The organism is Mesobacillus jeotgali (genome assembly GCF_002874535.1).
GTDB classification, from domain to species: Bacteria; Bacillota; Bacilli; order Bacillales; family Cytobacillaceae; genus Mesobacillus; species Mesobacillus jeotgali.
In genome coordinates this window covers 281,579-294,972 of record NZ_CP025025.1, presented here as the reverse complement: position 1 = coordinate 294,972, position 13,394 = coordinate 281,579, and the positions used below count along the sequence as shown (strand labels likewise).

The following is a 13,394-nucleotide window of genomic DNA, read 5'->3' as shown; positions in this document are numbered from 1 at the left end:
AACTACTTTTCCCATGTGACCGGAACGGTGCCTCTATCCCCCAACTTCAACTTTTCCCAAGTAAACGAAGACAATTCACTAGCCCATAAACCGTATGTAAGCTTTGAGGGATGAACGCCGTCACTGAAGAAATCCTCTGGTTTCAGGCTCATTCTTTTTCGCCAATCGCTTAGCCGGATTTTCTTATCATTGTAATGGACTCCATTGAACTTTGAGGCAGTAGTCAATAATTCATTCCCCAATATATCTACCAAATTCCCGATGAACACTCTGATTAAAAATGGAAATGCCGGAAAGTCTTTGATAGGCGGCATATTGGCAAACACGATGGGCACATCCTCGAATTTCGACCTCAAATCCATAACGAGGTTTTCTGATTGCTTTTGCCAGGACCATGGATTATTCAGAGTAAAGGCATCATTGGCCCCAAGGCCTATCACGACCAAATCCACTTTGCTGCCAGGAATCACCGGAACAATCTTTTCTCTGATTTTTTTTAGAGTATAGCCGCTTTTTGCATACACTTCCCAATGGACAGTCACATTCGTTTTTTCTGCCATTTCTTTTGCGAAAACGCCTGCGAACCCTTCCTCATGATGCTTAACCCCCACACCGGCAATTGAACTCTCTCCCAGAAAAATAACTCGAAACTCCTGATCACCTTCAAGTTTCACCATGCCTTGGGTTCCTTCCGCTTCTGGTAACCGGGGCGTGCTTGCTCTGACCCTTTTTCCTTGAAAATATAAAAATGGCAAGAAAGGAACAATGATCATACTGCCGAACAAGTATAATAATCTCATTTACTTTTTTCGATCCTTTCACTTAGCTTTTGGTGACACAGCAACGGTTCTCGCCCTGTATTTCAATGGCGAAACACTTCCTCCTGCCGGGATAGTTTTTTTAGTCATTATCCATTCTTCAATGAGAAACCTTGCCTATGTGCATATTCATTTATGTATTTCATTAATTTGCTTTTATGAAGGGAAAAAGCATTATGAACCTCTCTTTTTCCATCAATCACATATTCTTCAAAAAGAATAATATTATCCTTGTCCACCTTCTGAATGACAAATTGATTCCCTTCGTATTCTCCGCATCTGATATTGTCGGACCAGATGAAGTCAATGATTGCATCATAATATTCTTGATCACTCACTTCATCTTCTAAAAATGAGTGTATTCTACCGGTGTACTCCACCCTTCCCATCTCCTTCACAAAGTCCAAATCCCCCACCCTTTTCAAGCAAACTGCTCTAATTCACAATACCACAAAATGGAATATTGAGTTATACAAGTTGAACATTTTTGTTTTGAAATAAACTGAAGCAAAGGGACGATGAACCCTTTGCTTCTTCCATGTCTCGTCCCTACATATTCTTGCTCTGCTGAAGAAGCTTGGATTTTCCGGAGCGCTCCCATTCTTCCACTGTTTCGTATGCTTTTTCAGGAGTGTATCCCTTCCCTACCAGGACTCCCATTAGAATGAATTCTTGAAGAATGTGCGTAGCGTTGATCCCTCTTTTAACGTCTTCTAATCCTTCTTGCACTAAATATTCCGTGTGCTGTACCCATTGATCCGGAGTCCTGCCGAAAACAATCGTATTCCCATTGCCGTTCGCTTCACCTTCACTGGCCATTGCATCGGCTTTTGTCACGTGAACAGTGCCGAATGGATGGTTAGGAGGCGCATAGATGGAGTATAGCTTTAACGGAGTATTTCCGATATTGGTCACATTATGCCATGTTCCGGCTGGAATCATGATCGCAGAATCGTCAACGACTGGGCTTTGAAAGGTTAGGCTCTCTTTGCTCTGGCCCATCTGAACAATCCCCTGGCCTTGCTCGATCCTTAAAAATTGATCTACCTCAGGATGCATTTCCAAACCGATATCACCGCCAACATCGATGCTCATTAATGTGACTTGCAAATGCGTTCCCGTCCATAAAGCCGTGCGATACGTGTTGTTTTGTTTAGTTGCTTCATTAATATTTACCACATATGGATTGGGTCCATAATCCGCTAAAGGAATCAATCCATTGCCGTTAGGATAGCGGTAAGTATGGAAACCGTTAGCATGTTGTGCTCCATAAGGGTAAGCCCACTGACCGGACTGTCTTCCATCGTAATAATTCGGTCCATAATATTGATTATAATAACCATTTGGAACATAGTTCATTTTTGTCAATCCCTTCCCATTTCATCAGAATATCCTATGCAATTATTTTGGGAATGTACTTAACAGTTACACGGTAAACACTGGGAAGGTTTTCACATAACTGCGATTTTTTTCGGCATTGCAGATAAAAAGAGAACGCGAAGAAGCTCGGTGGTTCAGTAGTTATCATTACGCTGCTGAATTTCCATATATATAGTCTAAAAGCTAACGGGAGTAGAAATCATTGGACCAACAAAATAGCAGGTTTCGGTGGGTTGTATTTGTTTCCGTATTGTTAACTTACTTATTAATGTCAAGCCAGCGAACAGCTCCAGGGTTGATTACCGAGCAGGTGATGAAGGATTTTCATGTAACAGCAACAACGATTGGGTTACTGACGAGTATGCAATTCTTTGTTTATACGAGTATGCAAATTCCTATGGGGATTTTAGCTGATCGGTTTGGGCCCAATTTCTTTCTGATTATTGGTGCCATCGTTACTGGGTTAGGCACGATCGTTTATAGTCTTGGGACACATGAGTTTATCCTGTTTTTTGCCAGGATACTTACGGGCATTGGAGATGCGACCATTTGGGTCAATTTGGTTTTGATTTTAAGCCAGTGGTTTAAAGTAAAGGAGTTTGTGAAATTAATTGGTTTCGCGGGAATGACGGGAAGCCTCGGATTCCTTCTGGCGACAGTTCCTTTCTCGACTTGGATCGACTTACTTGGCTGGAGGGCTGCATTTTTTTCTGCGGGCATCGCGTTATGTTTAACCGGAATTCTTCTTTATATTGTTCTGGTAAAGAAACCAAGACAACTCTTTCACAATGAATCGGTAACTGTAAAAGATGAAATTCAACATCAAAACATTTCGGTGTTACTGAAAAGAATCGTTTTGAATCGGCAGGCATGGGCTTTATTCTTCTGTCATTTTGGGGTTGTTGGCGGCTATGTGGGCTTTATTAGTTCATGGGCAGTGCCCTATGGAATGAATATGTATGATCTAACTCGATCGGATGCCAGTCAACTAATAATGGTTGGGCTTATAGGGGCACTTATAGGAGCTCCACTGACCAGTTGGATTTCAAGTCAGCTTGAAACAATCAAGCGTCCTTATGTCACTGTTCATTTTATTGTTTTAACATGCTGGTCTGCATTCCTTTTATTCAAAGGCAATCCGCCTTTTTTCATGCTCGTTATGCTTTTCTTTATCATCGGCTTTGGATTTGGAGCAAGCGCCTTAACCTTTGCTGTCGTTCGTCAATCCTTTCCTATTAGGGAATCTGGCTTAGTATCTGGTTTTGCGAATACCGGCGGATTTCTAAGTGCTGTTTTACTGCCAGGTTTCTTCGGAAAAGTATTGGATCATTTTCAGTCTGTTTCAGGCAGTATGACTGAAGGCTATTTTTATGGCTTCATCATTCCAGTCATCTTTTCTCTAATTGGCTTGTTTGGAGTGAGTACGATTAAGGAGATGCGTCAGCCTGAATCAGCAGAACCAGAATCCCTCCGTCTAAAATAAGGAGATACATTCTTTTCAGCTACAAAAGCAGCAACAATGACTCCAATAATAAAGCTCATGTAATTATTAAAATATACAGGTGCATCGTTCAGTGCTAACCTCTATTAAAATCAATAGGCCTATCAACCACCATCGATTGCTCCATATGAGCAGTATATAATTTTTTGTTAAGTTCCCTGTCCTTCATGGCGATAATCGAATACGTTTGCATATTCACGCTTTATGAGGCACGAATACCCGCCTCTAATTTTCTTGTGTCTCATTCGGATTAATGAAAACAGAAACAGCGAAGCCCACACGGACTTCGCTGTTTTTTTATGTGAGACATATAGACGATGCTTGAATCGCATTTTAGAAAATGAAGCAATCAGCCGATCTGGAAATTTATGCATTTCAACTACCTACCTAATACGTTCTGCTATCTCTATTGCTTGATACACTAATAGTACCATGCTGGGCTGAAGTGAGTGTCCATGTTACTAAGATATAATTTCTAGGATATTACCATCCGGGTCTATAACATGTAATACAGAATGTACAGAACTTCTTCTCACTTGAAAGTTTTGCGATTCTAAAAGTCGATAATAAAAAAATATTTGCATTGGCTTAGATTCCCGTATTGCTTTTGAGAGCGCTAGAATAATTTCGTGATTAGGAGTTAGAGTTTCCTTTTCCAGAATATTATTTTTTAATTTTAGTTTCTTCCTAGAACGATGGAGTGCTGTTTTAATTGACTCATTGCTTACTCTTAACATTATAGCTATTTCTTTTGAAGTGTATCCAAATACATCCTTTAAGGCAACGAGCATAGACTGTTTCAAAGGTAAGGTGGTAAGTAAGATTTCAATTAAGCCGTAGTAATCTATGGAATTGTACTCTTCTCCGAAAAAGTCTTCATTAAAATGAATGCTTTCTTTATATTTCCTTTTCTCATCTATAAACTTGTTTTTAGCCACAGTACATAAATAGGAGAAAGTAAACTCCCTATTCGGTTCCGAATGTTTAATTTTATACACCTTTAGCATCGTTTCTTGTACTAGATCCTCGGCTGTCCAAGGTGAACCTGACAACTTTAAGCAATATTTATATAATTTATTAATCTCACGCTCTAAATCATTAAAAACCATTTTTAACAACCTTCTTATTTAAATTTAGATGCAAGTGTAACTTTTACACCATTATAACCGTTTTAAGGTAGAATTTAATTTGAGGAGGATGGTTATGTTTAAGGTAGGTAGTATATTTATCCCAGTTACAGACATGGAAAAGTCGACAGAATGGTATGTAAAATTTCTTGGTGCAAAGATAATAGATAGTTGGGGAGATGGTACTGGCTTTTATTTACCAACTGGGTCAACACAATTAGCTTTAGTGAAAGTGGACTCCCCACAGCCCACTGAGTTTATTACCAAGGGTGACCAGAAGAACTCTTATTTTAATTTTGTTGTGGATGATATTGAATCTGTCCATCAACACTTTAAGAAAAATGGCGTAGTTACTACCGAGATTGATCATTTTGGCGGAATGAAATTTTTTGATTTCTTTGACTTGGACGGTAACCCATTTAGTGTGGTTAATGAAGTTTATGGTTCTCCTTACCACTCAGATAATGTTAGAAAAATGCAAGAAAGAGATAAAAAGAATTAATAAATAATTTTAAAAAAGAATTACCACTTAAATAAGATTGGTAATTCTTTTTGTTTTCCTTTTCAATAAGATAAATTTTACATTCATGTACACTTCTTTAAAAGCACAACTTCAACTCTCTGCTTTACCGCTATTTGTGATTCGGCCCTCATCTTTCTTTTTTTTGATTGATGAATCCTGCAAAAGAAAAATAAGCGGAGATTTTCCGGTTAAATACAGAATGGAGCTAAAAATTCGAGGTAAATAAGGGGAGATTTTCCGGTTATGCAAAGCAAAACACCACTTTTTTATGTTTTTAGGGTCAATAAGCGGAATTTCTCCGGCTATTTGAGCTATTTTTTATTAAAATTCCTAATTAAGCGGAATTCTTCCGACTATTAATCAAACCGGGTCCTTAACCTGATTCCCTAACCGATAAGAGCGGATCCTTTTGGTTCCAGATCCGGGGATTAGCATCTTTTTTTCGACTAGTTGAGAAAGTACTTTTTTTACCGTCTTGTCGCTTAGCTTTAAATACTTCTCGACTTCTGTTGGGGATATGTCTTCTCCTTTTCGAATCACTAGCCGAAGGACTTCCTTTTCAAACAAGGACAGAGATGTCTGGTCCAATTCATCACCCAGCCATCGGCCTATCAATTGCTGAACAACTTGTTGGCATCTACGAGGCTTCTCTTTCACTTGGTCAAAAGAGAAGCGAATCACAGTCCATCCGTCAATCACCAGCTGGTTTTGACGTTCCAGGTTGTCGGAAAATTGCCATCTGCTTATGTTCTTTAGGTGAGGGCCATACCCGTCGATCTCAAAGCAAATTCGCATAGAGGGACGAATATAAGCAAAATCCAAAAACCTTTTACCATCCTTGAAATCATCGACTTCATATTCTGGGTGAAGGTACTTAAAATGATAAAATAAAGGCCACCAAACTTGCTTCAAAAACAACATTTCAGCCTGATTATGACCTTCTTGTAAGCGCCGAAACCGCTCACCGCTTCTTGCCTGTAAGTGAGCATTCAAAAAGGCCTGGTATTCTTCTTCAAATCCCATACATCCCTCTCCTAACTATAGGAATATTCACAACATAAACGTTTATAACAATGGATCATTCAGTGAAATTGAGACAGATTTTTGAGAAACTATGAAATTCATAAGTGGTAGGTTATAACAAAATAAGAGGATTAATATGAAATCAACTGGAGGATTGTAAACTGCAAATAAGAATTTAGAAGCAGCAAGTTACAAGAAAAACTCAAGAAAAAATTGCGGATAGAACTAATTTTAGTTTAATAGAATTCTTACAATTGTCAATCCGTTTACTTTATCATTCGGCAATACTAGTTACATAATACGACGTATTTCTTGAAAATTTTTGTCATAACTTATCATACTTGCAAATATTTGTCCCTATATATAAAAAGAACTTGTCCCCAACTCCATCTACAGGAATGGTGACAAGTCCTTTTTAATATTCAACCTTTATATCCCTTACCGCCATACCGTTTCGCCCAGTTCTCCTTCAATTCAGGAGTACCTTCTGGGACAACGTATGTATCAAGGACTTTATGTACTTTTTGTTCGTTGACTAGGTTATAAGTAGAGAGTTTGATTTTTTTGTTATTCATGGTCCGAATCGCAATGTATTTAAAACCGCTGCCGCCCCACTGAATATCCTTGATATCGCTGATCCGGACACTTTTTTTCCTGCCTTTTACATAGCCATCCTGTACGGTAATGACCGCTCTGCCGGATAACAGCATGGTCAGCATCCTGATGAGCATCGACCCAAATACCAGCAATCCAAATATACCAATGATGATCCCGAAAAATCCTTTTACAAAACTTACGTCTGGCACGATAAAGAAAATCACTAGTGAAGCAAGCGTCATCATGCCTATGCCAGTAAGCATACAACCAGCCCCGACGTTTGTATAAACGACCTCTACTTTATCCTCGGAAACGATAATATTATGTTCTTCCGTGTTATGCTCGATTTTATTTTCCATCACTCACCGTTTCCTTTACTTTGACCTCGATATTGTCCTCAATAAGCATCTTGATCATTTCCCGGTTGCAGGGTATTAGATAAAAGTCCTGTTCCCTTTTTTCAATCATCCAATTGTTTGCCGGATTATTCGTAAACAAGACAAGAGTTGTGACTTCGGGCTCTTTGGCTTCATTGAATTCGAAAAAGAGCAATGTATTCAATAATCCGTTCGACTCTTTTAATGATTGGTAGAAATCATTCTTTGAACCTTCGTATTTCTGCTGCTCAAATAATGCAGAATTGTTCTCCAATGAATCGATCATGGATTCAAATTCTTGCTGGCTTAATGAAAAACCATTTGTTCCTGTTTCTCTATCACCTTGTATATAATAAAAATCCGATACCAGATCGCTTGCCTCATCAAGTGTCACACTCGAGAACACATGGACTTGCTCATCATAAAAGAGTGAGTGCTGGATGAGACGGTCTCCTCTCAGATGGTAGGATACCGCTTCTTCTCCACCCTCTCCATCATGTCTGGAAACTTTCATAGATTGGTCTGAGTAATTAAGGATAGCAATGATATCAGCCAGTTCTTCTACAAGTGTAAACTTATGATTTTTATAGCTTACTAAGCTTTTAGACAACAATGAACGGGTTGAGATTTGCAGCAAGAGGTCCATTTTTTCATCATCCAGATCACCGAAGTAAACTTGCTTCAATGCGTTGCCCTGTTCAAAAAAACCTTCGCTGTAAAAGCAATAGATTAATTCCTCAATCGAAAGCGAAATTTTATCCATAGTCTCCTCCTAATTTCCAAATGATAGTTTCCCGAAAAAGGATTTTGAACTATCCAGCAGGTTTGCTGCATGTGACTTAACATCACTAATGGCTTCTTTTGCATTGTTGAAGCTCTCCTTGACATTCCTGACGCCTGAAGCAACTGCCTCTGTACCTTTGTGGATAGTGTCCTTAAACCGCACTGATTGTTTATCGGTCCAAGCAGAAGTCATCGAGGCCACTTTATCTCCAAGCATACTGCCAAGATAGCCCCCAACTGTGGCGCCCGCTGCTGTACCTAAAGGACCGCCCAAGCTTCCAATTATACCGCCAATTACCGCTCCACCAACGGAACCAACTGTTACTGTAGCAGTTTTGACAACAGCCCTTCCTACCACCTTAGCATTTTCCTCTTTTAATTTTTCGCCACTGTACATGCCATAGTTTTCGGTGATTTTAATGCCTGCTCCTACTGACTCCACACCTGCTGTGATGACTGTTGCCAGTAGGGCATTGGATCTGATAAGCTTTCCGCTGTTTTTCAGGATACTGCCTGCCTGGCTTTTTACAGCCTCGAATCCGCTTTTAAAAGTGCTTGAATCCCTGAGTGCTTGCTTTAATGTAGAAACGCTATTGCTAAGATTCACCATATCCTTTGGATAATAACTCGCCATCTTTTTATAAAGCAGTTCCGCTAACGGCATTTTTCGATTGTAAACCAAATATAATGGATTCACCATCATCCTCGCCATGAAGTTCAGCGGGCGGGAGTTTTCGACTCGCTGAATCATGCTTGCGAGTGGGATTTTCAATTTCCCAGCCTTTATGTACTCAGCTACTTGGAACTTCTTAAGGACATCATCGACATCGGTGAACCTGAACCCGAGCAGATGCATCAGTCCTGCTCCTGCCGAATATTGGGCTCCATGCAGTATATGTTCCAGATGTCCGGCTATAGAATGGTATTTGTCATATAATCCGCTCGCATACCGATCGTTCAGCATTTTATCAAGAGCTAATGCAAATGCTTCTTTGACTTCCTCTGCCTGGCCATTGACACGCTTTTCTGCAATTGAATACTGATTTATCGAATTGGCGGTATAGGTTTTCAGCTGAACCATCTTTTGTTCAATTCGATTGATGGACGCTGTTGCCCTGGACAAACTCCCGCCTATTCCTCTTCTGTTTATGATTCTTGGATCCACACTGGACTTCACATTGGAAATACCGTTCTCAACACTGATCAGCCGGGAAATATTTTGACTCAAACCCGTTAGGGAGGAGTTTACCTGTTTAGGATTAAAAACAATTTTAGAATTCAAAAATAATCACTCCCTGACAAATTGGTGTACTTTTCCACTTCACATTAATTATAAATGAGAAGTAATCTTAATTAAATCACTACATTTTCCTATAAATAGGTGTAAAGGTGTGTTTTTCCAGATGTTATCCAGGTCCTATTACCCAATTTCTCTATATTTTAAACCTGAATAATCCACCAGGAAAACAGGCAATAGAAACCGGGAAGAAAAAAAGCAAAAAAAATGGCGTGTAAACTGACACCAGTTTTGACACGCCGTTCTTTCATAGAGCAATAATCAGTTTTTTATACATTAAGATTATTATTTTTATACTTAGATACAATTGTTATCAACAATACAACTAAAGTAATCAGAAGAAAAAGCACTGTTCCTAGAAAGCTAAATATCGCAAATGAAGTAATCATGTCCATATCACTCGTCTTTTCCGCCAAAGAACCTGTCACCTGCCAAGATATTAAGCAAATAATAAACAACACAAAGAAAATCAATAGGTATTTACTTTTTGTTATCATAAAAATCACCTTCACTTAGGTTCAATGAATTATTATAAAGATACATTTCCCCTTTAATCACTTCAAAATAGTTAATAATGTCTCCTTAAAACTATCATAAACATCTGACCAAAGAACGGAATCCTCTGTATACCTTCTTCTTAAAGAGCCAAAGGCTTCTTTTTGTTTTTCCGGAAATGAGGGATCTTCTTTTAGTGGCAGTGCAGCTCGAACTTCATCAACGATTTGCTGAGCTTTGGGTGCCCGAGGTCCCCACTTACCAAGTAAATCTCCTTGATTATTAAAAATTAAAATCATTGGAATGGCGCGTCCACCGTTAGTTAAGTGGCGATCAATCAAATCTGTATCTGCATCCCGTAATGCGACGCGCATTTCTATATCCGCAGCCTCCGCTAATTTGCGAATAACAGGATTGATCATCATGGCATCTCCACACCAATCTTCGGTAATCGTCAGGAAATGAAGTTGATATTGTTTTAACTCCTCAGCAAAGCCATCTGCCGGGAGATGAAATTGTTCATAAACAGCAAAACTTTCCTCTTTTAACGTGCCCATTTCAGCCATATAAGTTTGGATTGATTTTCCCTCTTCAAAATACTGTTGTTCTGTTTTCATTAAGATTTTTCCTCATTTCTATGTTATATCCGTTTCGTAATGTAACGCAGGCATCCAGATTATCTAATGATAATGTAATTCTTCCCTATTCGCAGCCATAGGCCTATAATGGTTTTCTAAATGAGTAACACCATTTATCATAATCTAATTTCTCTTCATAAAAACGGTGAGCTTTGTCTCGCTGAATGCCTGATTCTAACGCCACATATTCAGCTCCATTTTCTTTTGCCCAATTATGTATATAACTTAATAATTTCTCTCCATACCCAGATGAACGGTGAGCATTATCTGTTACCAGATCATAGATAAAAACGTGACGTTTATTATAGAAGTTAACTCTCCAGCTTAGACCAGCCAGGGATACAATCCGATTATCTATATATAAAGCATATAAAGAATACCCATCTTTCCTCATTTCTTCAAGTAACTCCAGGTATGTCACTTGAGTCAGCTCAGTACGCAGCTGATTCATAACCGGAAAGGCTTCTAACCATTGTTCTTTATCCGTTAATTCTTGTATTATTTCTGCCGCAGAATTCACATTTAAACCCCCTTTAGTAAAAGGCTCTGTTATATCTGTATGTTGATTTCACAGTGTTTGAAAATAGACGTAGAAATTCCGCTTAAATTTGCAAACAACCCTTGTTTCCTTAAAATAAGGGTCATTTTTCCGGTTATTCAATCCAAAGCGTTGGATTTTGCCTTATTTTTATTAGTTAACCGGAATTTCTCCGCTTATTTCTGCTTCAAAAGCGTTCTCTCTATACAATAGCCGGAATTTCTCCGCTTATAATACACGAAAATCAATAATGGATGATAACAGAGCTTAATAACCCCTCATGGATCAACGCACTATCTTACTACTGCTAAAACTGTATGCTCAACATTGCTGCTATCCCCCAACTTTTGTAACTGAGGAACAACAAACTCGGGTACTATTTTGTACTGATCAAGTTCATTGATCTCAATCCATCTGTGAATATATTCGTCTTCCAGTCCTTTGAACTCATCTTTATAGTCTTTTAATGTATGATGTTCAGGAATTTCCACAAGGTAGTGCATACCTAATTCCTGTATTTTTTTATTCTCTGCCTCTAAAAAATACTCCACTACCCAGCAGAGTTTCATGTGGTCTGCTTGTAAGTTAAACTCTTCCTTTAACTCTCTTTTTAACGTCTCTTCCGTCGATTCAAAGTGCTCAACTCTTCCTCCTGGTAAAAACCAATTTTCACTATCAACCGGCCTTTGAAATAAAACCCTGCCATTATGTTGAATAATGGCTGCAGATCTTAAATGAAAGCTTCTATCATCATTTATGGAGAACTTAATCATCATTTTGTTCCACCCTCACTTTTACCATTAAAGAGATTCTCAAAATTACTATTCGCTTAACGAAATGATTACCCCTTCTTTCCGTTCGTACAAAGCAAAAATGTCACCGTCTATTGGTGACACTTTGCCTTAAGATCTTCTCTTTTTAACAGGAATAAATAAATCAACTCTGCATTTCCCTTCAGGATCTTCCGAAGGGTTATTCATGTTGAATTCGAGGTTATACCTCTCGTAATCGGCTGCATAATCACTATTTGGCAGCCATTCGCCAAACATGTATTGATAAGCAGAATGTAGCTTTTCAGGTTTTTCATAAAAGGAATACAGGGCATATTGTCCGCCTTCCAACTTCCTGAATTTCATATCTTTATGGTTTTCTTTTTCAAATCCGTCAGGTATTGTAACGCAGGCATCGTGACGGCAATCCTTGCTTTCAACTTCAGCCGGATTATCTAAGGATATACCGATAAAAGACTGCTGGGGCGGGTATAGTCCATTGCCAGTTGCCCAATTGATCAGCTTCCCCCAATGTTCTTGGGGCTCAAAATAACTCCCCGTTCGTCTGATATACGCTATCTCTGTTTCAGGTAAATTCTTAATTAAGATATTCATTTTTACTATCCCTCTTTAAAAAGTTTAGGTCGTGCCAAGGGGAGGTTTTGTTGCCCCTTCCTCCAATTTTATTCTTATTCATTATTCATGAAGTTTTGTCTCTCCAAGTACTTCAGCACTGTTTGTGAAAATTCCTGGTGCGATTCCTTTGTATATTTGGCTATCGTATATATCTGAGCAAGATTCTTTAATCCCAATTGTTCTGTCATTTCTTTAAGTTTTGGGACGGCCATGTAGCGGTTCCATCCTTTTTCGTTTCGATCTTGATAAATTTCCTGAATCTCTTCATCCGAATAATCCTGATACTGGTCGTAGTGAACAAGTCCTTGCAATGGCAGCCGATCGCGCGGGGCAGGGTTTTCTGCTGGATACCCTAATGAATAGCCGACAACAGGTACGACATTTGGCGGTAAATTCAGCAGTTCACCAATTTGGTCACAATTGGCTAGCGTAGAACCCATATAGCAAATGCCCAGCCCCTCATTTTCAGCTGCTAAAGCGCAGTTTTGTGACGCCAAAGCAGCATCAATGGCCCCGATCATAAAGCTCATGTAATTATCAAAATGAACAGGTGCATCGTTGAGTTCAAGCCATTTCCTCATTCTATTAAAATCAGCACAAAATGTTAGAAGGATCGGCGCATCAACCACCATCGATTGCTCCATATGAGCATTGTATAATTTTTTCTTTAGTTCTTTGTCTTTCGTGACAATGATCGAATAAGTTTGCATATTTCCGCTTGAAGAGGCACGAATACCCGCTTCTAAGATTTTATCGAGCAGATCTTGACTAACTTCCTTATCTTCATATTCACGAATCGATCGGTGCCCGTGGATCACATCATTCAATTCCAACACAATCACTCCCAAGTTTCGGGACGGTTCCGCCCGTCCCCGCAATTCGATTTCGTTT

The 13,394-nt window shown here is 39.0% G+C and carries 15 protein-coding genes; 2 read left to right on the top strand and 13 right to left on the bottom strand.

The window, feature by feature from the left end; translation table 11 throughout:
- Positions 1 to 2 precede the first annotated feature (2 nt).
- From CD004_RS01475 to CD004_RS01465, 3 genes are all read right to left on the bottom strand, one after another.
- Positions 3 to 800, bottom strand: coding sequence for an SGNH/GDSL hydrolase family protein (locus tag CD004_RS01475; RefSeq protein WP_102261139.1), 798 nt, complete (start codon positions 798 to 800; stop codon positions 3 to 5).
- Between the two features lie 107 nt (positions 801 to 907).
- The gene (locus CD004_RS01470; RefSeq protein WP_233434922.1) at positions 908 to 1,198 is read right to left on the bottom strand and encodes a hypothetical protein; all 291 of its coding nucleotides are present in this window, start codon (positions 1,196 to 1,198) and stop codon (positions 908 to 910) included.
- Positions 1,199 to 1,367: 169 nt separating this feature from the next.
- Complete coding sequence (locus CD004_RS01465; protein ID WP_102261138.1) at positions 1,368 to 2,177, bottom strand: cupin domain-containing protein; 810 nt, start codon at positions 2,175 to 2,177, stop codon at positions 1,368 to 1,370.
- A 223-nt stretch (positions 2,178 to 2,400) separates the two neighbouring features.
- Here CD004_RS01465 and CD004_RS01460 point away from each other — a divergent pair, with 223 nt between their 5' ends.
- Positions 2,401 to 3,681, top strand: a complete 1,281-nt coding sequence (locus tag CD004_RS01460) for an MFS transporter (RefSeq protein WP_102261137.1) — start codon at positions 2,401 to 2,403, stop codon at positions 3,679 to 3,681.
- A gap of 479 nt (positions 3,682 to 4,160) precedes the next feature.
- Here CD004_RS01460 and CD004_RS01450 read toward each other — a convergent pair whose 3' ends face one another.
- Positions 4,161 to 4,808, bottom strand: a complete 648-nt coding sequence (locus CD004_RS01450; protein ID WP_102261136.1) for an RNA polymerase sigma factor — start codon at positions 4,806 to 4,808, stop codon at positions 4,161 to 4,163.
- Between the two features lie 94 nt (positions 4,809 to 4,902).
- Between CD004_RS01450 and CD004_RS01445 the strand changes: the two genes are divergently transcribed.
- Complete coding sequence (locus CD004_RS01445; protein ID WP_102261135.1) at positions 4,903 to 5,328, top strand: VOC family protein; 426 nt, start codon at positions 4,903 to 4,905, stop codon at positions 5,326 to 5,328.
- A 381-nt stretch (positions 5,329 to 5,709) separates the two neighbouring features.
- Here the strand turns inward: CD004_RS01445 and CD004_RS01440 are convergent, their stop codons facing one another.
- The 9 genes from CD004_RS01440 to CD004_RS01395 form a co-directional block, all read right to left on the bottom strand.
- Entirely contained in the window at positions 5,710 to 6,372 is a 663-nt protein-coding gene (locus CD004_RS01440) for a hypothetical protein (protein WP_102261134.1), read from the bottom strand.
- Between the two features lie 422 nt (positions 6,373 to 6,794).
- Positions 6,795 to 7,328, bottom strand: a complete 534-nt coding sequence (locus CD004_RS01435; protein WP_102261133.1) for a DUF5381 family protein — start codon at positions 7,326 to 7,328, stop codon at positions 6,795 to 6,797.
- Positions 7,318 to 8,109 (bottom strand): hypothetical protein, encoded by a 792-nt coding sequence (locus tag CD004_RS01430; RefSeq protein WP_102261132.1) that lies wholly within the window; start codon positions 8,107 to 8,109, stop codon positions 7,318 to 7,320. The genes CD004_RS01435 and CD004_RS01430 overlap by 11 nt, the downstream gene beginning before the upstream one ends.
- Positions 8,110 to 8,118: 9 nt before the next feature.
- Positions 8,119 to 9,411 (bottom strand): hypothetical protein, encoded by a 1,293-nt coding sequence (locus tag CD004_RS01425; protein ID WP_102261131.1) that lies wholly within the window; start codon positions 9,409 to 9,411, stop codon positions 8,119 to 8,121.
- A gap of 569 nt (positions 9,412 to 9,980) precedes the next feature.
- Positions 9,981 to 10,538 carry a thioredoxin family protein gene (locus CD004_RS01415; RefSeq protein WP_102261129.1) on the bottom strand — a complete coding sequence of 186 codons (558 nt, stop codon included), beginning with the start codon at positions 10,536 to 10,538 and terminating at the stop codon, positions 9,981 to 9,983.
- Between the two features lie 103 nt (positions 10,539 to 10,641).
- Positions 10,642 to 11,079 (bottom strand): GNAT family N-acetyltransferase, encoded by a 438-nt coding sequence (locus CD004_RS01410; protein WP_233434921.1) that lies wholly within the window; start codon positions 11,077 to 11,079, stop codon positions 10,642 to 10,644.
- A gap of 311 nt (positions 11,080 to 11,390) precedes the next feature.
- A complete protein-coding gene (locus CD004_RS01405; protein ID WP_102261128.1) occupies positions 11,391 to 11,873 on the bottom strand; it encodes an NUDIX hydrolase in 483 nt (160 codons plus the stop codon).
- A 126-nt stretch (positions 11,874 to 11,999) separates the two neighbouring features.
- Complete coding sequence (locus CD004_RS01400; RefSeq protein WP_102261127.1) at positions 12,000 to 12,482, bottom strand: AraC family transcriptional regulator; 483 nt, start codon at positions 12,480 to 12,482, stop codon at positions 12,000 to 12,002.
- 74 nt (positions 12,483 to 12,556) lie between these two features.
- Positions 12,557 to 13,339 carry a nitroreductase family protein gene (locus tag CD004_RS01395; RefSeq protein WP_233434920.1) on the bottom strand — a complete coding sequence of 261 codons (783 nt, stop codon included), beginning with the start codon at positions 13,337 to 13,339 and terminating at the stop codon, positions 12,557 to 12,559.
- Positions 13,340 to 13,394 lie beyond the last annotated feature (55 nt).

Coding starts and splice junctions, on each gene's coding strand:
- CD004_RS01475 (WP_102261139.1), bottom strand. CDS start 800: ATGAGATTATTATACTTGTTCGGCAGTATGATCATTGTTCCTTTCTTG.
- CD004_RS01450 (WP_102261136.1), bottom strand. CDS start 4,808: ATGGTTTTTAATGATTTAGAGCGTGAGATTAATAAATTATATAAATAT.
- CD004_RS01415 (WP_102261129.1), bottom strand. CDS start 10,538: ATGAAAACAGAACAACAGTATTTTGAAGAGGGAAAATCAATCCAAACT.
- CD004_RS01430 (WP_102261132.1), bottom strand. CDS start 8,109: ATGGATAAAATTTCGCTTTCGATTGAGGAATTAATCTATTGCTTTTAC.
- CD004_RS01435 (WP_102261133.1), bottom strand. CDS start 7,328: ATGGAAAATAAAATCGAGCATAACACGGAAGAACATAATATTATCGTT.
- CD004_RS01440 (WP_102261134.1), bottom strand. CDS start 6,372: ATGGGATTTGAAGAAGAATACCAGGCCTTTTTGAATGCTCACTTACAG.
- CD004_RS01465 (WP_102261138.1), bottom strand. CDS start 2,177: ATGAACTATGTTCCAAATGGTTATTATAATCAATATTATGGACCGAAT.
- CD004_RS01445 (WP_102261135.1), top strand. CDS start 4,903: ATGTTTAAGGTAGGTAGTATATTTATCCCAGTTACAGACATGGAAAAG.
- CD004_RS01405 (WP_102261128.1), bottom strand. CDS start 11,873: ATGATGATTAAGTTCTCCATAAATGATGATAGAAGCTTTCATTTAAGA.
- CD004_RS01400 (WP_102261127.1), bottom strand. CDS start 12,482: ATGAATATCTTAATTAAGAATTTACCTGAAACAGAGATAGCGTATATC.